Below are 19,784 nucleotides of genomic sequence, written 5' to 3'. Positions count from 1 at the left end.
TTATTGAAATGGTAGCAGATGTTAAAACTTTAAAACCAGATTATGGTATAAATATAAAATTGCGAAAATTAAGTGGTTATGCGATTAAACTTTTACATCAATCAGATAGTCATATGGGCGGTGCTTATAATAAATATATTTACCTTCATAGTATGATACCCCTAAAATCCATATTTGGTGTTAAAGTCTTTGCTTTTGTGGCGACGGTACTAACACTTCAAGCCTGTAATCACCCCAAAAAAATTTATGAAAGCAGTTGCGATGATGAACGCACATTTAAACAGATAAGCTTTAAGAATTTAGTTGACAGTTTTGCAAACTACGATAATCAGTACGTGCAGGTAGAAGGCAAGTATGAACAGGAAAAAGATCTATCATTACTGATTGATGATAGCCTGGTAAGTAAAGGAAATAAAAAGGTGATTTTGGTTGACTTTAGTCAGGATTGCCCTTTGTTTATAAAAGCAACCAGAACCGGTTTTTTTGATTATGATGCCAATAACGGGCAGCTTACACCTGTTAATAATAAAACTATAACCATCAGGGGGAAAATAAATTGTCGTAATAGAGGGCATCTTAATGCCTATAAAGGGACAATTGAGCATATTAGCTATGTTAGCCTTTGACCAGGAAACCAATAATTTTTAAAGAATATCAAGCTTTAAGCCATCATAGGCAAACTCAATACCGTAAGGTAAATCTGCCGACATGGTTTTATGCAAACCAAGCCGGTGACTGATATGCGTTAGATAGGTTTTCTCAGCGCCTATTAGCTGTGCAAAGGTGATGGCTTCATCCAGTGTAAAGTGTGAGATATGGCTTTGCGTTTGCAGCGCGTTTATTACCAGGGTTTTTGTACCCTTTATTTTTTCTATTTCACTTTCAGCTACGGTTTTAGCATCGGTTATATAAGTGAAATCATTTGTGCGGAAACCAAGTACCGGTAGCTTGTAATGCATCACCTCAACAGGTATCAAGTGTAGCGATCCAATATCAAATGGTGTTAAATCAATAGTGTGCATATTGATCTGCGGGATACCCGGATATTTAAATTCGGCAAAAATGTATGAGAATTCGCGTTTTAAGGCTTCTTGAACGCGCTTGGTAGCGTAAACATCTATTGGTGCGTTTTGGTGATAATTAAAGGCGCGTATATCATCCATACCGGCTACATGATCCTTATGTTCATGGGTGAAGACTATGGCATCAAGTTTCTTAACCTTTTCGCGCAGCATTTGATAACGAAAATCCGGGCCGGAATCAATAACTACCGTTTTGTCAGCGGTTTCGATCAGGATTGATGAACGCAGGCGATTATCACGCGGATCGGTTGAGGTGCAAACCTCGCAATCGCATGCAATAACAGGTACGCCCTGTGAAGTGCCGGTGCCTAAAAAAGTAATGGTCACAATTGCAGGTTAGTTTGTTTTAGTTGCTGCAAAAATGCAACCTGTTTATCATCCAAAAGTTTATAATCAATTTCCAGCTCGCGTGCCAGTTCGGTTATAGAATTTATCCTGCTCTCGAGGTTCGAGAATTTGTTGATCACAATTACCTTACTGTTTTGCAATAGGCAGGCATTTGTTTTAAAATTACCTTTCTCGTACCTCACCTTGTAACCTGCTGTTTTTAACAGCATTTCCAGTTTTTCAAGTGTGTGGTTAGTGAGGGATAGCATTATTCAAATTTACGATTCGGGATTGAATTTAACGATGCCTAAACCAATCTAAAGGTAAATTTACTGTCTCAAATCCACAACCTCAACGCCAGGATGCGCTTTGGTATCGAAAGTAAAGGTGCTTTCAGGGACTTGTACATTAGGTACAAATGTTTTGATGGTGTAGCTGTATTTATTACCTGATTTATCAAATATAAGGGCGCTATAGATCTGTTTTTTGGTTTTATCGATCATCAGCCTGATCTTGAAAAAAGACTTATCGATATCCTCAGGTGTAAGGTCGATGATTTGGTAAACGCGGCCTTTTAGGGTTTCGCTGCCGGTGTAAATGTACTTGTAGCCCTTCTCATACATCGTGAAGATCTGTGCCGGGTTGAAATTTTGGTCGGTATTATCAACTTTGTTTAGTTGTACTTCTTTGTCTTTTTTGGTATAAGTCCATTGGTTTTTGCCATCGGTTATTATTTCCTGTTCAACCTGATTTTTAGCGGTAGGATCCTGACTGTAAAGGCTTAACTTATACTTATTGGTTTTGGACTGAACAATGATGGTTCCTTCCTGAGTTTGTGTTTCCTGAGCTTGTGGGTTGTCTATCACAAATGTAAAATCACTTTTTACAATGTTGTAGGCTTTGTATTTGGCGCTTACCTGGTTTAAAATAACTTTCGCTTCAGCATCTTTTTGGGCGAATGCAGTAGTGTTTATTCCTAAAACTAATAATAAGTATAAAGTAATTCTTTTCATTTTTTTTTGGGGGGTGGATGTATTTGCTAAATATACAGTTTAGAGGGTTAGATGTTTGTAAGGTTTAATTCCTTTATGCAGCATTCGTTTATTTGTCATTCTGAACGGAGTGAAGAATCTATCCGGTATATATGGCGTTGAGCAAAGTTATTAGATTCTTCTCTGCGCTCAGAATGACAAACAGGGTGTACAAAGAACATTCTGTTTGTAAGGTTTAATTCCTTTGTCATTACTTTTACATTTGTCATTCTGAACGGAGTGAAGAATCTATCCGGTATATATGGCGTTGAGCAAAGTTATTAGATTCTTCGCTGCGCTCAGAATGACAAACAGGGTGTACAAAGAAAGGCGGGATAGAGAACATTCTAACCTATCCCTTCGGCTTATCCAGTGTTTCTAAATATCTTTCTAAACTATATTCATCAGGATATAATACCTCGCGTGCCTTGCTGCCTTCAAATGGGCCAACTATGCCTGCGGCTTCTAGTTGATCAATGATACGGCCTGCACGGTTATAGCCCAGTTTCATTTTGCGTTGGATAAGCGAGGTAGAACCCTGCTGATGCATTACGATTAACCTGGCGGCATCTTCAAACATCGGGTCGCGATTATCCGGGTCATATTCTTTAGAGCTGCTGCTGGCTTCGCCTTCGCCAACATATTCGGGCAGGTGCATAGCGCTTGGATAGCCTTGTTGGCTGCCAATAAAATCAGATATCCGCTCTACCTCCGGTGTATCCACAAATGCGCATTGCAGGCGTATCAAATCGCTGCCGGTAGACATCAGCATATCACCACGACCGATCAACTGATCTGCACCACCCGCATCTAATATCGTACGTGAATCTATTTTAGATAATACCCTGAATGCCAAACGAGCCGGGAAGTTAGCTTTGATGGTACCAGTAATTACGTTTACTGATGGGCGTTGTGTAGCGATAACCAAGTGAATACCGACCGCACGGGCTAACTGCGCTATACGTGCAATCGGCATTTCAACCTCTTTGCCAGCAGTCATCATTAAGTCGGCAAACTCATCAATAATTAGTACGATGAATGGCAGGTAACGATGTTTCTCCGGGTCGCTTATTTTGCGGCTAACATATTTGGCGTTGTATTCTTTTAGGTTACGTACCTGTGCATCCTTCAATAGATCATAACGCTGATCCATCTCGATACATAAAGAATTTAGCGTGTTTACCACTTTTTTAGTATCGGTGATAATTGCATCTGCTTCATCCGGCAATTTTGCCAGGAAGTGTCTTTCTATTTTGCGGAATAAAGTTAACTCCACCTTTTTAGGATCGACCAAAACAAATTTTAACTCGGCTGGGTGCTTTTTATAAAGTAGTGAAACTAATATGGCGTTGATACCAACCGATTTACCCTGACCGGTAGCACCAGCAACCAATAAGTGAGGCATCTTAGCCAAATCGGCAATAAATACCTCGTTTGATATAGTTTTACCTAAGGCGATGGGCAAATCCATGGTATTATTCTGCCATTTTTCGGTTGATAATACCGACCGCATAGAAACCATTTCCGGGTTTTGGTTAGGTACTTCGATACCGATAGTTCCTTTACCCGGCATAGGGGCTATGATACGGATACCCAAAGCGGCAAGGCTCAAAGCTATATCGTCTTCCAGATTTTTTATTTTAGAGATACGAACGCCGGGAGCGGGGATGATCTCATACAAGGTAACTGTTGGGCCAATGGTTGCTTTGATCTTATCAATCTCGATGTTGTAATGATTCAGCGTTTCAACAATTTTGTTTTTGTTGGCTTCCAGTTCATCAGAGTTTACCGATATTTTGTTGGAGCCGTAATTCTCCAGTAGATCAAGTGTTGGATATTTGTATTTAGCCAGATCAAGTTTTGGATCATAAGCACCAAATTGGGCTACTAAATCCCTTGCCTTATCATCATCACTTTTTTCGATGTTGAGTATAGGCATCGGCCTGTCAACTGCCACGGTTAATGGTATTTCGCTTTCAAATTCAGGTTCATGCGCGTTTGCCGGATCGGGTGTTAACACAACAGGTTCATGAAATATAGGGTTTTGAACCAGGGGCTCAACTGGCCTGGTTATATTAGTATTAGTGGCGCGGTTTGTATTGCGGGGCCATTCTACAGGCAGTGATGGTTCTTCTTCCGATAATTCAATAGGATCAGCCGGAAGAACTTCCACAGTAGCCCCCTCTAAATCTCCCCCGGTTGGGGAGACTTTTATTTTTCTTTCAGGGAATTTAAAATCAATATTGTAAGCGATGATCAATACGGTTAGCGCTGCAAATATCAAAATACCCCCGGTGCCTGTTTGCCCAATCTGCGCATCAAGCAACAGGTTTGTCCAGTAGCCGAAGCCACCCTCCAGCATGTGTGGGTAATCACCAATAAAAGCATGAATGAACCCAATAAAAATGGAAAGAAATATAATGCAGAAAAATGAATAGCCCAGTGTTCTTGGGATAGAGAAAAGCCTTACCTTAAACAGCATACGGTAGCCTATCACAAAAAATACAAATACAAAAATAAAGGAGGCAATACCAAACCACTCGTAAATAAACTGATCAGATAGTAGTGCGCCGAATTTGCCCAGCCAGTTTTCAACTACGGGGCTTTTTATACCATTGTCCTGCAATTCCTGTGTGGTTTTAAACAGGTTGTGCCATCCGCCATTGGCAGGCGAAACATAGCTTTGATCCTGCTGCCAGGTGAATAGGTAGGAGGTGAATGCAACCAGGAAAAAGATAGTTAGAATCAGGAAAAACAGGCCCACAATTTTCACCAATCGCCCGTTACTAAGGTCAAAGGTTGGCATTTTAGGCACTTTAGCCCTTGCATACTTTTCCTTCTCGCTTTTTGCGCTTTGGCGAGGCTCGTTATCTTCTTTAAAACTATTTGATTTGAACTGATTTCCTTTTACCGGCATCCCTGTATACAGCGTTTAGCTTACAAATATAAAGTTAATAGATTAAACTTATTTGGCGCTAAATTTTTAATTTTTACTTATCTTAGAACTAAGATGTTTATTCTGCGTACAACGGATATAGATTCTATGCGCAATAAATATAAATTGCATTGATAACAAAACGATTAGAATAAGGATGAATCAGAATCAACTTGAACAATATATTATAACAGGTGATTTAGTAGGTCTGAATACTTTATTGACTCAAAATCCTGCACTTGCAAAAACCACGACCAGTCACCATGTATCACCATTAATGCTTTCATGCTACTATAAAAAGCCGGAGGTTACCGCTTTTTTAATGAAGTATATTGATGAGGTGAATTTGTTTGAAGCTGTTGCTGCAGGAAAATTTGATGTGGTTGCTCATCTGGTTTATACCTATCCTGATGCTATAAATTATTATGCCGAAGATGGTTTTACACCGCTTGGCTTAGCCTGTTATTTTGGTCAATATGAAATCGCCCGTTTCCTGATTTTAAAAGGAGCCGATGTTAACATGGCATCAAACAATGGCTATAATGTATATCCTATACATTCTGCCGCGGCAGGCAACCATACCGATATTGCCGCTTTGTTAATTGAGAGCGGAGCCAATATTAACGTAAGGCAACAGGCTGGCGTTACGCCAATACACTCTGCCGCGCAAAATGGAAATCTTGAGTTACTGATATTGTTGTTGGAGAACAATGCCGATATAAATATCCGTATGGAAGGTGGCAAATTACCTGCTGACCTTGCCCGTGAAAAAGGTTTTATGGAAATTGCAGAGGCTTTGAGTGAAGAGTAGGTTGAATGTCAGGTTAATTATTCATCGTCATTGCGAGCGGAGCATGGCAATCCCCTTCTTACAGAGAAAAATAGAAATATTTTCGTTTTATAAATTATTCTGTCCGCTCATTGCCGCTGGGCTAGTAGTTTTTCGCAGTGTGTTTATTTTTTTGATGGAGCTCAAGATGGCTTCGCCGTTTTGTCTTGACACAAAAGAACCAAAAACTAAGCGGAGCGTCTCATGAACACCTTAAAAAAACAAATAACAGGTGAATAATTCAAGACGGAAAAACCTTATGCCCACAGGGCCACACTTCGAGTACCTCAGTGTGACATGGACCGGTTTTCCGTCGGGCTTTTGCGCGCTTTGGAACTTCGGTTTCAGTGTACCAGAATTAATTCTAACAAGTATAAAAACTATCGTTTTTTGATCGAAAATGAGGTAAAAACGACAAAATTATTCGTTTTTTGGCTGTTATTTAGGTGAAATATGCTGTTTTTGCGCTGAAAATACATTCGAAAAGGAGTTAAAAACCCGCTTTTTAATACTTTTTAGGGCATTTTTGAGGCTAAAAGTGTACCAAATGTACCACTTGTTTCACCTGTACCGCGATACAGTACAGCTAATCGGGTTGCTGGAAAACGGATTTGTTCAACAGTTAAATGCAACGTTATTTCAGTAAAATGGTCGTTTTAATGAAAGGTGGCTGGTTATTTGTGCAAATTGATTTTTGCTAATACGGGTATAATTAATGCAGACCACAGATATATTAATAATAGGCGCGGGTGCCGCGGGTTTAATGGCGGCTTACAGGCTTTCGGCATCGGGCAGGAAGGTAATAGTACTGGAGGCACGCAACCATACAGGTGGTCGTATTCATACCATAAGTCATGAGTCTTTTTTTAAGCATGCCGAACTGGGTGCTGAGTTTATTCACGGTAATTTACCCGTGACCTTAAATTTATTAAAAGAGGCCAATATTAAATACAGCGCCGCCGGCGGAGAAATGGTGAGATATGATAAAGGGCGTTTTATTAATCATGAAGGGTTTATTGAAAACTGGGAGCTGCTATTGCAAAAACTGAATGAACTTGAGGAGGATACTGATATTGCTAGTTTTTTACAAAAGCATTTTCCGGGCGAGAAATATATTGGTTTACGGGATGGTGTATCAAAATTTGTAGCGGGTTATGATACTGCTGATCCGAAGAAAGCGAGTTCCTTTGCCTTAAGAAATGAATGGAATAATGAAGATGATGATGCCCAGCACCGCTTAGATAATGGTTATTGCAGCATGATCAACTACCTGGCCGACAAATGTAAAGAGCATGAGGGTAAGGTTTATTTAAATTCAGTGGTGACGCAAATAGACTGGAAGCCCGGTGATGTAAAGGTGATCACTGATTCGGGGGAAATTTATAGCGCTGAAAAGATTATTATAGCGATGCCGCTTGGTGTTTTGCAAGCAAACAGAGGCGAAAAAGGAGCGGTGGTATTTCATCCTGCTATAAAGGAGCAGATAAATGCTATAAATGATTTAGGTTTTGGTGCGATAATTAAATTTTTACTGGAGTTTAAAGATGCTTTCTGGGAAAACAATGGTACCAAAATGCTGGCAGGGAAAAGTTTGAAAGATATGGCCTTCTTAATATCAGATGAAAATATACCTACCTGGTGGACTCAATACCCTAAGCATTCCACATTACTTACTGGTTGGTTAGGTGGCCCAAGGGCAGCAGAAAAAAAGGAAGATACTACAGAAGAACTTTTACAACAGGCCCTCCAATCGCTAAGCAATATATTTAAGCTAACTGTTGATGAGCTGAAAGCAAAATTAATAGCCTCAAATATTATGAACTGGACGGCTGAGCCGTTTACGCGCGGCTCTTATAGTTATGATACCGTTGCTGCACCCGAAGCCCGGACGATATTAGATGCAGGGGTTAATAATACCCTGTTTTTTGCAGGTGAATATTTATATGACGGCCCGGCAATGGGAACTGTGGAGGCTGCTTTAACAAGTGGCCAAAATGTAGCAAAGAAGATTTTAAATCATCAGGTATTCTAAGGCTTCCAGTAATTGCCTGATACGATAAGCATATCGAGCATTTTTACAGTGTTGTCGTAGTAATCAAAATCTTTCAGTTTAAACTGTACGGTATAATCCCATATGCTGTTTAACCATTGCTGGTTACTTTTATCAACCATGGCCGATACAGCGAATGGCGCTATAAAACTTAACGCTTCAAAATGGCTATCCTTAATATCATCGCCAGCTAAAGTATACCCTGCGGATAGGTTATAAGTGCTATTGCTGGTTGTCTCCCTGATCCAATGATTTATCTTTTGAACAAATGTTTTCGACCGCCCATCACCAGATAATAAATAGTCGGTAGCTATGCGCCATGGAACGCGACATGCATTGTAATTATAATCACCATCATAAACCGATTCCAGGTAGTGCGCTGGGGCGGGTTTTGCTTTTTTGTTTAAACGTATTATAAAGTCAGGGACTAATCCCGCATCCGGACTGTATTGTTTTTGCATATAGCTAAAAAGCTTGTACTCATCATCTATAACATTCTTCCAACGGGTATCACCTGTAACCTTCTCAAAAGCTTTAAAATTAGCAGGCATAAAATCAGATGACCGGGTATCAAAATAGTCTCTGCTGTCAGCCTCAACTCCATTGCTCAATAAAACCGACCATGTTTTACGGTTGATGTCATATCGCATAATATCAGCAATTGTAATTTTCGCCTCCTGTAAATAATTAATAGGGCCTTTGCTTCCCCATTGTGCGTTTGCTAGTAATAGCGAATAAGCAATGTCTATATCCCCATCACTTGCCGATGTTTCATCAATGTCTTTATCGTGTGTGTTTTGTGCCCATGCCATTAAATGGCGGCCCCGGTTGCTGGGGTGTGCATGGTAATACCGGTATAAATTATTAAATGTGTTTTGGGCTGATGGGTCAAATCCGGCCATTAGGGCCACTATGACCATGCCGTAACCCTGCCCTTCGGAAACGCATTGTTTACCATCCGTGTCTTCAAACCAAATGTAACTTTCCTGCTTATGAGGGATTGATCTTATATATCGTTTTTTCCATTGGTTATAAAAAGATTCTACAGTTTGATCTAATTTTGATTGAGGAACTTTATTGGGGTTGATAACCCCCTTTGTATAATGTACATGTTGGGGGAAGGGCTCATAAGCCGATTGAGCATCCGCTGAAAGACAGAGAAAAAAAAGACATATCAAACCAAAAAACTTCATCTGTAGATATTTATTAACCCCTCCGGGTAAAGAGGGGTTAATGAAATTAATACTGATAATTTTTAAACTCCTGAGTCGTGCTGGCTGCTACAGATGGTCGTGTAAAAACAGCGGTAGCGGCTGCTAATTTTTCAGGATAGTGTATTTTAACAGAATGTTGTTTAATAAGTTGTTCTTTTTCAGTTGTGTTGATGCTCATGTCGGCCCCTGAGAAATACATCTTCAGGCACTCTAAAAAGTTCTGTATGGCAGGCGTCTGTTTACAAGTAGCCGCAAACCATGATCGGCTGGCAACGCTGTGGTGCATTGGCTTGGAAACAATGTTTTTATTTTTTAAATAAGGTTCAACAATCCAGTCGGCCATTACGCTTATGCCCAAATTAGCGTTTACCATTTCAATGGTTGCATCAGTATAATGTATACGATGTAGTGTTTTTGGCCTAACCTGCTGTGCCTGTATTAATGATTCAATCATCGGCGTATCCTGGTATGACGGATCATATAAGGGCAAAATCAATTCCTGGTCTTGAAAATCAGCTATTTCTATTACATCTTTTTGCGCAAGCGGATGATCTTTGCTGATGATAGCCGTAAGCCTGTCGTTAAAAATAGGTTCGTAACGTATTTTGGTATTTACCATTTGGGTACGGATGATACCTATATCTAAATCACCATTCATTAAATATTCTAATGGACGGCTGGTAGCTTCCGACATTATTTGAATGTTAATATCTGGCCAGCGGGATTTATAGTATTTTATAATGCCCGGTAACCAATGGTAAGCAGTATAACATTGCATACTGATGGATAACTTGCTGGTTTGGCCATTTTTATAGTTGTTTATATCTTCTTCAAGCGACTTCAATTCGGCTAATATTTTCTCCGAGCTACGCAAAAAACGATAGCCTTGTTCAGATAAATGTAATTTTTTGCCATTTCGATTGAATACATCTATGCCTAATTCCTTTTCCAACTCCTTTAACTGGTGGCTTAATGCCGACTGTGTTAAGTGCAAAGTAGCGGCTGCTTTAGTAAGGGTTCCGTCTTTTGATATAGTATCTATAAGTCTGAAGTGATGTATCGCGATATTCATTATTACTTTTATTAATGATTAACACAAAATTAATTCATTTTTTTCATATAAAATATAGTTTTAATTTTGCGGCATCAAAATACCGAATATGTTAGTTACAATTTCTAAACGTCTATTCTTAAGTTTATCAGGTATTTTAATTTTAGTAAATGTACAGGCCCAACAAAAAGTACTTAGTATAAAGGATGCCGAACAGTTAGCACTTTCAAACTATGGCACTATTAAAGCTAAAGCAAACCAGCTAAACGCTTCGAAAGCCTCGTTAACAGAAACCAAAACTGAATATTTACCTGATCTTAGCGTATCAGCACAGCAAGCTTATGGCACCATAAACGGCACTAATGGCCCGATTGGTTCATACGGTGGTTTAGCTGTTGCGTCTTCCGGCCCTGCACTACCTAATCAAAACTGGAACGCCGCTTTTGGCTCACTTTACGTAGCCAACGTTAACTGGAACTTTTTTGCTTTTGGCAGAGCAAAGGAAAAAGTTAAAGTTCAAAACTCCGTAGTAACGCTTAATGAAAGCGATTTAGCCCAGGAGCAATTTGAACATCAAGTAAGAGTGGCAAGCACCTATCTTAATTTATTGGTTGCCCAGCAATTAAGTAAAGCACAGCAAGATAACCTTAACCGCAGTTTAGACCTGCAAAAGGTGGTTATCGCACGTGTGAAAAACGGCTTAAACCCGGGTGTGGATTCATCATTGGCAAACGCCCAGGTATCAAATGCAAGGATATCATTAACCAATGCACAGCAAACAGTTGCTGAGCAGGCTAATCAGTTAGCGCAATATTTGGGTATACCACCACAGGAGTTTGTGCTGGATACTACCTTTATAAGTAAAATACCTGCAAATATTTATGCCGAGCCGGCCAGTGGTACGGAAGAGCATCCTGTTTTAAAATACTACCGTAACCGCATAGGCGTGAGCGATGAGCAGGCTAAATATTTAAATACATTTGCCTATCCAACATTTAGTCTTTTTGGGACATATCAGGGTAGGGGATCAGGTTTTAAATCTGACATTGCATCAGATGGAAATGATTATAGCAGCAGCTACGGTGCGGGTGCAGATCCAACACGTTACAACTATTTACTAGGTGTAGCTTTTGTTTGGAACCTAACTAATCCGTTCCGGGTGCATTACCAGGTAAAATCACAACGATACACATCTGCACAATACAGAGATGAATATAACCTGGCTGATGAGCAGATACGTGATCAGGAAGCGTTAGCTACCATTAAGATAAATAACGCATTAAAAAACTATTCAGAAGCACCGGTTGAAGTAAGGGCAGCAAACAGTGCCTACATTCAAAAATTCGCGCTATATAAAAATGGGCTTGCTAATATAGTTGACTTTACGGATGCGCTTTACACGCTGAACCGTGCCGAAGTTGACCAGGATATTACATCGAACAATGTTTGGCAAGCTTTATTGTATAAGGCGGCCGCAACCGGCGATTTCGGGGTTTTTATAAATAACTTTTAACATACATAATATACACTAATGGGAATGATAAAAGGGGCCCTTCAAAGGCCAATCACCATACTGGTTATAGTAGCAGCATTGTTTTTCTTTGGTATTAATGCTACGCGCAGCATTAAGATAGATATATTCCCCGACCTTAATTTGCCGGTTATTTATGTATCGCACCCTTATGGTGGTTTTACACCTAACCAAATGGAGGCGTATTTTGCCAAATCATACGTTAACTTACTACTATTTGTATCTGGTGTAAAAAGCATCGAGACAAAAAATATACAGGGCTTAACCCTGATTAAAGTGACATTTTACGAAGGCACTAATATGGCACAGGCCGCGGCGGAGGTCACGGCGTATACTAACAGGGCACAGGCAGGTTTCCCGCAGGGATCTCAGCCGCCATTTATTTTGCGTTTTGATGCCTCAACATTACCGGTAGGCCAGCTTGTATTAAGCAGCCCTACACGTAGCAATAACGAGTTGCTTGACTTTGCATTAGTTTATATACGTTCGGCATTTACAACTGTACCGGGTTTGGTTGCACCGGCGCCGTTTGGTGGTAACCAGCGTACTATAGTTATTAAAGCCGATCCGCAACTACTTCGCCAGCATAATTTAACACCGGATCAACTGGTGCTTGCCTTGCGGGATAACAATCAGAATACGCCTGCAGGTAACGTACGTATAGGCGATCTCAATTATCTTACACCTGCTAATACCACTATTAAAAACGTTAGCGACTTTGGTGATATCCCCCTGTATAAGAATGGTGTCCAAACTATATTTCTGAAGGATGTAGCTACTGTTGAAGATGCTGCCGACGTTACAGCAGGATATGCGCTTATTAATGGTAAACGCTCGGTTTATTTGCCAATTACCAAATCGGCATCGGCGTCAACATGGGATGTTGTACAGAATTTAAAGAAAGCGATACCTCGTTTTCAAGGTTTGGTACCACCGGATGTTAAACTGTCTTTCGTATTTGACCAATCGATATATGTAATAAACGCGGTAAAAAGTTTAGCCGAAGAAGGTGCTATAGGAGCGATACTTACCGGCCTAATGGTATTGTTGTTTTTGGGCGACAGGCGCGGTGCGCTCATCGTTATCATGACTATTCCTACCTGCGTTATTTCCAGCGTTTTCTTCCTGTACTTATTCCATCAAACAATAAACATCATGACGTTGAGCGGTCTGTCGCTTGCTATTGGTATCCTGGTGGATGAGTCGACGGTAACCATTGAGAATATTCACCAGCACTTTGATATGGGTAAACCCAAAGCATTAGCTATATGGGATGCCTGTAAAGAAATCGCTTTCCCTAAGTTGTTAATCTTGTTTTGTATTCTGGCGGTGTTTGCACCAGCCTTTACCATGACAGGTATCCCGGGAGCGTTATTCCTGCCATTATCATTGGCAATTGGTTTCGCCATGATCATATCATACCTGCTTGCTCAAACCTTTGTGCCGATTATGGCAAACTGGATAATGAAAAATGAGCATGAAGACAAGAGCCATAAAGATGGTTACGCCCTGGATGATGAAGGTGACCCATGGGATCAAAAAGAGAAAGCAATTAAGCATGCTACCGAGGAACATGGCAAAAATGAAACTAAGTTTGACAAGTTCAGAGTATGGTTCCTTAAGGTAATCGATAAAATGATGCTGCGCCGCAAATTAATTGTTGGTATTTATTTAGTTGTGGCTTTTGCGTTAGCTTTCTTGCTATTCGCGACAATTGGACGTGACGTATTGCCTAAAGTTAACTCAGGCACCTTCCAGGTTCGTTTGCGCGGTGCGGATGGCACCAGGCTTGAACGTACGGAAACATCAACCTTAACAGCATTACACGTGCTTGAAGGTTTGGTAGGTAGAAAAAACATAGCTATCACCTCAACTATAGTTGGTACGCACCCGTCATCATTCTCAACAAACCCTATTTACTTATTTATGGCAGGCCCGCAGGAGGCAGTTATGCAAGTGCAACTTGCAGAGAGCTATAAAGTAAACTTGGATGAGTTAAAAGACAGATTCAGGGACTCAATGAAAATAGCGCTACCGGATGTAAAAATGTCATTCGAGCCTATTGAGCTTACTGATAAAATTTTGAGCCAGGGATCACCAACACCAATCGAGGTGGCCTTTACCGGAAAGAATAAGAAGCAGAATGTTGCTTTTGCTTTAACGATGGTGAAAAAACTGGATAGTATTAAATATTTGCGCGATGTTCAAATAGCACAATCATACCAGTATCCATCTATCGATATTAATATTGACCGGACTCGTGCAGCTGAATTAGGCGTTAGTGTAAATGATATATCACGTACATTAACTGCATCAACCTCATCATCCCGCCTTACCGAAAAGAACGTTTGGATTGATGAAAAAGCAGGCCTAAGTTACCAGGTACAGGTTGAAGTTCCGGAGTACCAGATGTCCAGTTTGAACGATATTCGTGAGATACCTGTTTTGGCGAATCAACCAAGGCCTGTATTAAGTGATGTAGCTGATATTAAGGTGGACAGCACCTACGGCGAAAATGATGATATAGGCGCAGTGCCAACACTATCGGTTACGGCCAATATCAATAAAGTGGATTTGGGTACAGCTACGGATGATGTGCAAAAGGCAATAAAATCATTAGGTAAATTACCACATGGCTTAACTGTTGAGCTGCGGGGTATGAGCCAAACGCTTACCGATACGTTAAGCAGTTTGCAAACCGGCTTGTTAGTGGCTATTTTAGTAATATACTTAATGCTTGCGGCTAACTTCCAATCGTTTAAAGTATCGCTGGTGGTATTGTCAACTGTGCCCGCGGTGTTATTCGGTTCCTTGTTCCTGGTGAAGATAACAGGAGCTACACTTAACCTGCAATCCTATATGGGTATGATCATGTCCGTCGGTGTATCTATCTCCAATGCGGTGTTGCTCGTAACCAATGCGGAGGAATTAAGAAAGCATAACGGCAATGCGCTACAGTCGGCCCGTGAAGCGGTTGCCTTACGTGTACGCCCTATATTAATGACCAGTTTGGCCATGATTGTAGGTATGATACCGATGGCATCGGGCTTAGGCGAGGGTGGTGATCAGACATCACCGTTAGGCCGCGCGGTAATCGGCGGATTGATAGCCTCAACATTTGCGGCGTTATTTATTTTACCACTGGTATTTGCCTGGGTACAAGGTAACGCTACAACAGATTCTGTTTCATTAGACCCTGAAGATAAAGAAAGTAAATTTTATATCCCATTGCACCACAATCATGAACATCCAAAAAAATAAATTAATAATTGTAGTAACCGCTTTAGTTATTGGTACAGTACTTTTTAGCTCATGCGGCGAAAGTAAAAAAGACAAAGAAGAACAGGATTTAACCGTGCAGCAGGAAAATGCATTAGACACGCCTACTGTAAGCCTGGTTGCTGTTAATAAAGGAAAATTAAGTTCAAATATTACCGTGCCGGGTGAATTGCAGGCCTATCAACAAACTGATCTGTACGCCAAGGTTAATAGTTATGTAAAAACGCTTTTGGTTGATATAGGCTCGCAAGTACACCAGGGGCAGTTACTAGCTATGCTTGAGGCTCCTGAGTTAAACTCACAGCTGGAAGAAGCAAAATCAAGAATTCAGCAGGCTAAAGCGGTATACTTTGCCAGTAAAGCAACTTTCGACAGATTATACAGCACTAGCAAAACTCCGGGTACAGTTTCTGAAAATGATTTGGAGCAGGCGCAAGCGAAAAAATCATCAGATTCGGCAAGTGTAGAGGCTGCTAAATCTTCATACCAATCATTCGCGGCTAACTTAGGTTATCTGCAAATAAGGGCACCTTTTGATGGTGTTATAACTTTACGTAATGTAAACCTTGGCGCTTATGTTGGCCCGGGTGGTGCGGCATCAAACCAAGCCTTATTTAGGTTAGAGGATCATAACAGGCTGCGTTTGGTAATATCGGTACCTGAAAACTTTACTGGTGGTTTGCATAACGGGGATGAGGTTAGTTTTGTTATACGTGAGCTGCGTGGCGAAAAATTCACAGCTAAGGTTGTTCGTTTAGCGGGTGCATTGGATAACACTTTAAGATCAGAACGTTTGGAAATGGACGTTTATAACACCAGCAAAAAATTGTTGCCAAACATGTATGCTGATGTTAACGTACCATTGGTACAAAGTGACAGTGCATTTATTGTGCCTAAAACAGCAGTGGTAACATCAACAGAAAAAGTTTTTGTTATTAGAGTGAAGGATGGAAAAGCGGAATGGCTTGGTGTGCAAAAAGGACTTGAATCCGGAGATAACATAGAGATCTATGGTAAAATTGATGCAGGTGACCAGATAGTTAAAGCCGCAACAGAAGAGATCAGAGATGGATCGCCAATTAAGATAGGTTCGGGTGATCAAACAGGAATCGCTAAACCTGAGAAAGCAGATACATCAAAAACTAAAAAATAATACCACAGGTTAGTTTTATTGTTTTTTTGAGGCCGGTTTGATTAATTTCAGATCGGCTTTTTTTGTAGCAGTTACTGCAATTTCTTTAGAATACCCACCCCAACCAGATCAACACTTTCGCCACAATTTGATAATATCACTATGGCTATATTCTTTTCGGGATTAAACGCTAAAAAACTGCTGCTGCCATATGTACCACCATTGTGGAAATAATATTCTACACCATCAACCTTAATAATATGCCAGGCAAGGCCAATTTTAATGTCCTTGTCAAAGGTTACCTGGTGGGTTAATTCAAATGCTTTTGAGAGCCTGGTATTGCTTTTAACCATATTGGCTTTAGCATATACCAACAGGTTATTTACAGTTGATTTTAATGAGCCGCAAGGTGCAAGGGCGCTAAAGTCCCAAGCTTCGGTGAGTTTGCCGCCGTCGTTATAAACGCTTACAAAACGCGGTTTAAGTAATGGCGTAATATGCTGTACCGTGCTGCTCATTTGTAAGGGTTGGGTGATGTTTTCAGTTACCAGTTGTTCAAATGTTTTACCACTGACGCGTTCTAAAATATCGCCCAATAAACCCACTGCCATATTAGAGTATGCGTACTTTTCGCCAGGTTTGCTGTTTAGGGTACAGGTTTTAAGATAGGCGTACAGTAAGCGCTTCGTATAATTCTTGTACGGGTTTAATGTGTCTGTAACGTGGGCAAAGAAGTCGGGAGGGAGGCTAGGTAAGCCAGAGGTATGATTGCTCAGATCCTCCAATGTAATAGCATGTAGCGCAGGATTTGCAGCCACAGAGTCTGGTAAATATTTAATTATCGGGTCATTCAGTTTTAATTTGCCCTCGTTAACATACAAAGCCAGCAGGGTAGCGGTAAAAGTTTTAGTTATTGAACCGATCTCGAACAGAGTGCTTCCTGTTGGTAGCTTGCCATTGCCACGATCAGTTTCGCCATACTCGTAGTAGCTAATTTTATTATCTTTTAATATCCCAATGCTTAAACCAACGGTATTTGCTTTTTGAATGTAAGTACGTGCGACAGTATCAATTTCCTTGTCTTCAATTGTTTTTAGTGGATTAGATGATAAGGCTAATGATTTTTTCCCTCCCTCAGCTTTTTTGTAAGGCTGAAAGAGGAAGACTTCCAGTTTATCATTCCTGTCAAGACTCATTAATAGCTGTAATACCTGGCCAGTACTGAAAGTTAATTTGTATGTAGCTACCTTATTATTCTCAAAGCTGATAAGCGATGATTGCTTGATCTCGCCCAAAGTAAAAAGCTGGTTATTGCATATGTTCCGAAAGGTTTCAATGATAAGATCCCGTTTCAGATTAGAGCCTGTAAGCGTATAAAGCTGATCAGCGTTTTTAGCATTGAATTGAACCTTAACCAGTTGGAATACCGAATCGGTTTTGTGTTGTTCAACACTTTGAGCTATGGTATTTAGTGAGATACAGCTTAATAAAATAACAAATACAGTACGGCAAATGGGTTTGGCTATCATAAACATCGCAATATTAACGAATATGCGAATAATTTATTGGCTACGGTGTTTGCCCGGCCAGCAAGTACAGTACTGCCATACGTATAGCTACACCGTTTTCAACCTGATCAAGTATGATGGATTGCTTGCTATCGGCAACATCACTGGTAATTTCTACGCCGCGGTTAATAGGGCCGGGATGCATTACGGTGATTTCTTTGTCTAAAGAATCCAGTATCTGTTTATTCAAGCCGTAAAGCATGGTATACTCACGCAGGGAAGGGAAATACTTAATATCCTGACGTTCCAATTGAATGCGCAGCATGTTGGCTACATCGCACCAATTTAATGCTTTTAACAAGTTATGCTCTACCTTTACACCTAACGAGCCAATATATTTGGGGATAAGCGTAGTAGGGCCACAAACCATTACCTCGGCGCCCAAATGTTTTAGGCAAAGTATGTTTGACAAGGCAACACGCGAGTGCAAAATATCACCCACAATAACCACTTTTTTACCAGCTACATCACCATAGCGCTCACGGATAGAGAAAGCATCAAGTAAAGCCTGTGTAGGGTGTTCGTGTGCGCCGTCGCCTGCATTTACAATTTGTGCTTTTACGTGTTTTGATAGGAAGATACCGGCACCGGCGTAGGGATGGCGCATTACCACCATATCTACTTTCATGGCTAAAATATTGTTTACGGTATCTATCAGCGTTTCGCCTTTGCTTACTGATGATGAGGATGCCGCGAAGTTTACCACATCGGCCGATAAACGTTTTTCCGCCAGCTCGAAAGATAAACGGGTACGGGTAGAGTTTTCGAAAAAGATATTGGCAATGGTTACATCACGCAGGGAAGGAACTTTTTTAATGGGACGATTCAATACCGATTTAAAAGTATCGGCTGTTTCAAATATTAATTGAATATCTGCCGGGTTCAGATCTTTTATTCCTAATAAGTGCCTTGTGCTCAGTCCTGCCATTTTCTATGTTGATTTCGGGTTTCGGATGTTCGATTTCGAAATTATTGTATTCTGTTTTATTTTGCTTCCGATAGTAAAACTATCCTGTCTTCGCCGTCTGTTTCCTTCCAGCTCACCACCACTTTTTGCGATGCGATAGAATCAACCTCAATACCTACATAGTCTGCTGCTACTGGTATATGCCTCGAGTATCGGCGGTCAACCAGGGTAAGCAATTCTATCTTCTCTGGGCGACCGAAGGCAAGCATGGCATCCATTGCTGCACGGATGGTGCGGCCAGTCCACAATACGTCATCCATCATGATGACCTTTTTGCCTTCTATAATAAAATCTATTTTGGTTTGATTTGGTACCAATTGCTCACCACGGCGACGGAAATCATCGCGGTAGAAAGTAATATCTAAATCACCTTGTTGTATAGTGCTATCGGGTAATATTTTGCGTAGTTCTTCGGCAACGCGCTTGGCTAAATAAATGCCGCGGGGTTGTATGCCGATAAGTACTGAGTTTGAAAAATCATCATGATTTTCAATTAACTGACGACATAAACGCTGTATTGTAATCTGAAATTTTTGACCGTCGAGCAGCGTAAGATTTTGCATCGTTTGGGTGGATTTGGGCAAAGGTAGGAAAATTAGTGATTAGTTGAATAGTGATTTGTGATTTGTTGTGGTAAAAGTTGCAAGATTTCTTTACTTATATCAAAACAAAAAGCGCTAATAAAAAGCCTGTGGTCGGTGTTTTCACCATAGGTGTTCGGAAGATTATTCAGGGGAGATTTTAAGATAGGTATTTACCTTATGTGGGTCACCACCGCATAGTACAAC

The 19,784-nt window shown here is 40.6% G+C and carries 15 protein-coding genes; 6 read left to right on the top strand and 9 right to left on the bottom strand.

Going from position 1 to position 19,784, the window contains the following annotated elements; all coding sequences use genetic code 11:
* The first annotated feature begins 8 nt into the window (after positions 1 to 8).
* Positions 9 to 626 carry a hypothetical protein gene (locus tag GSQ74_RS00485; protein ID WP_158988950.1) on the top strand — a complete coding sequence of 206 codons (618 nt, stop codon included), beginning with the start codon at positions 9 to 11 and terminating at the stop codon, positions 624 to 626.
* Between the two features lie 18 nt (positions 627 to 644).
* On the opposite strand, the gene GSQ74_RS00480 is transcribed toward GSQ74_RS00485, so the two are convergent.
* The 4 genes from GSQ74_RS00480 to GSQ74_RS00465 all read right to left on the bottom strand — a co-directional run bounded on the left by GSQ74_RS00480 (position 645) and on the right by GSQ74_RS00465 (position 5,357).
* Positions 645 to 1,409 (bottom strand): MBL fold metallo-hydrolase, encoded by a 765-nt coding sequence (locus GSQ74_RS00480; RefSeq protein WP_158988948.1) that lies wholly within the window; start codon positions 1,407 to 1,409, stop codon positions 645 to 647.
* Positions 1,406 to 1,678 (bottom strand): hypothetical protein, encoded by a 273-nt coding sequence (locus GSQ74_RS00475; protein WP_158988946.1) that lies wholly within the window; start codon positions 1,676 to 1,678, stop codon positions 1,406 to 1,408. Before GSQ74_RS00475 ends, GSQ74_RS00480 begins: the two co-directional genes overlap by 4 nt.
* Before the next feature lie 60 nt (positions 1,679 to 1,738).
* The gene (locus GSQ74_RS00470) at positions 1,739 to 2,422 is read right to left on the bottom strand and encodes an outer membrane lipoprotein carrier protein LolA (RefSeq protein WP_158988944.1); all 684 of its coding nucleotides are present in this window, start codon (positions 2,420 to 2,422) and stop codon (positions 1,739 to 1,741) included.
* 370 nt (positions 2,423 to 2,792) lie between these two features.
* The gene (locus GSQ74_RS00465) at positions 2,793 to 5,357 is read right to left on the bottom strand and encodes a DNA translocase FtsK 4TM domain-containing protein (RefSeq protein ID WP_158988942.1); all 2,565 of its coding nucleotides are present in this window, start codon (positions 5,355 to 5,357) and stop codon (positions 2,793 to 2,795) included.
* A 175-nt stretch (positions 5,358 to 5,532) separates the two neighbouring features.
* Here GSQ74_RS00465 and GSQ74_RS00460 point away from each other — a divergent pair, with 175 nt between their 5' ends.
* Positions 5,533 to 6,186 carry an ankyrin repeat domain-containing protein gene (locus GSQ74_RS00460; RefSeq protein WP_158988940.1) on the top strand — a complete coding sequence of 218 codons (654 nt, stop codon included), beginning with the start codon at positions 5,533 to 5,535 and terminating at the stop codon, positions 6,184 to 6,186.
* A gap of 733 nt (positions 6,187 to 6,919) precedes the next feature.
* On the top strand, positions 6,920 to 8,236 hold the full coding sequence (locus tag GSQ74_RS00455; protein WP_158988938.1) for an NAD(P)/FAD-dependent oxidoreductase: 1,317 nt from the start codon (positions 6,920 to 6,922) through the stop codon (positions 8,234 to 8,236).
* On the opposite strand, the gene GSQ74_RS00450 is transcribed toward GSQ74_RS00455, so the two are convergent.
* Both GSQ74_RS00450 and GSQ74_RS00445 read right to left on the bottom strand, forming a co-directional pair.
* Positions 8,233 to 9,447, bottom strand: coding sequence for a glycosyl hydrolase family 8 (locus GSQ74_RS00450; protein ID WP_158988936.1), 1,215 nt, complete (start codon positions 9,445 to 9,447; stop codon positions 8,233 to 8,235). The two genes, GSQ74_RS00455 and GSQ74_RS00450, sit on opposite strands and share 4 nt — an antisense overlap.
* 46 nt (positions 9,448 to 9,493) lie before the next feature.
* Entirely contained in the window at positions 9,494 to 10,540 is a 1,047-nt protein-coding gene (locus GSQ74_RS00445) for a LysR family transcriptional regulator (protein ID WP_158988934.1), read from the bottom strand.
* A gap of 88 nt (positions 10,541 to 10,628) precedes the next feature.
* Between GSQ74_RS00445 and GSQ74_RS00440 the strand changes: the two genes are divergently transcribed.
* The 3 genes from GSQ74_RS00440 to GSQ74_RS00430 are packed head-to-tail and all read left to right on the top strand — an operon-like array spanning position 10,629 to position 16,482.
* Positions 10,629 to 12,032, top strand: coding sequence for a TolC family protein (locus GSQ74_RS00440; protein WP_158988932.1), 1,404 nt, complete (start codon positions 10,629 to 10,631; stop codon positions 12,030 to 12,032).
* Between the two features lie 18 nt (positions 12,033 to 12,050).
* On the top strand, positions 12,051 to 15,311 hold the full coding sequence (locus tag GSQ74_RS00435; protein WP_158988930.1) for an efflux RND transporter permease subunit: 3,261 nt from the start codon (positions 12,051 to 12,053) through the stop codon (positions 15,309 to 15,311).
* Positions 15,292 to 16,482 (top strand): efflux RND transporter periplasmic adaptor subunit, encoded by a 1,191-nt coding sequence (locus GSQ74_RS00430; protein WP_158988928.1) that lies wholly within the window; start codon positions 15,292 to 15,294, stop codon positions 16,480 to 16,482. Before GSQ74_RS00435 ends, GSQ74_RS00430 begins: the two co-directional genes overlap by 20 nt.
* Before the next feature lie 71 nt (positions 16,483 to 16,553).
* Here GSQ74_RS00430 and GSQ74_RS00425 read toward each other — a convergent pair whose 3' ends face one another.
* The 3 genes from GSQ74_RS00425 to pyrR are packed head-to-tail and all read right to left on the bottom strand — an operon-like array spanning position 16,554 to position 19,559.
* Positions 16,554 to 17,990, bottom strand: coding sequence for a serine hydrolase (locus GSQ74_RS00425; protein ID WP_158988925.1), 1,437 nt, complete (start codon positions 17,988 to 17,990; stop codon positions 16,554 to 16,556).
* A gap of 40 nt (positions 17,991 to 18,030) precedes the next feature.
* Positions 18,031 to 18,957: an aspartate carbamoyltransferase catalytic subunit gene (locus GSQ74_RS00420; RefSeq protein ID WP_158988923.1), complete on the bottom strand. Its 927-nt coding sequence runs from the start codon at positions 18,955 to 18,957 to the stop codon at positions 18,031 to 18,033.
* Between the two features lie 56 nt (positions 18,958 to 19,013).
* Positions 19,014 to 19,559 carry a bifunctional pyr operon transcriptional regulator/uracil phosphoribosyltransferase PyrR gene (gene pyrR / locus GSQ74_RS00415; protein WP_158988921.1) on the bottom strand — a complete coding sequence of 182 codons (546 nt, stop codon included), beginning with the start codon at positions 19,557 to 19,559 and terminating at the stop codon, positions 19,014 to 19,016.
* Positions 19,560 to 19,784 lie beyond the last annotated feature (225 nt).

This window comes from Mucilaginibacter sp. L196 (assembly GCF_009765905.1).
In the GTDB taxonomy this organism is placed as follows: domain Bacteria; phylum Bacteroidota; class Bacteroidia; order Sphingobacteriales; family Sphingobacteriaceae; genus Mucilaginibacter.
This window is presented reverse-complemented; position numbering and strand designations above follow the sequence as displayed.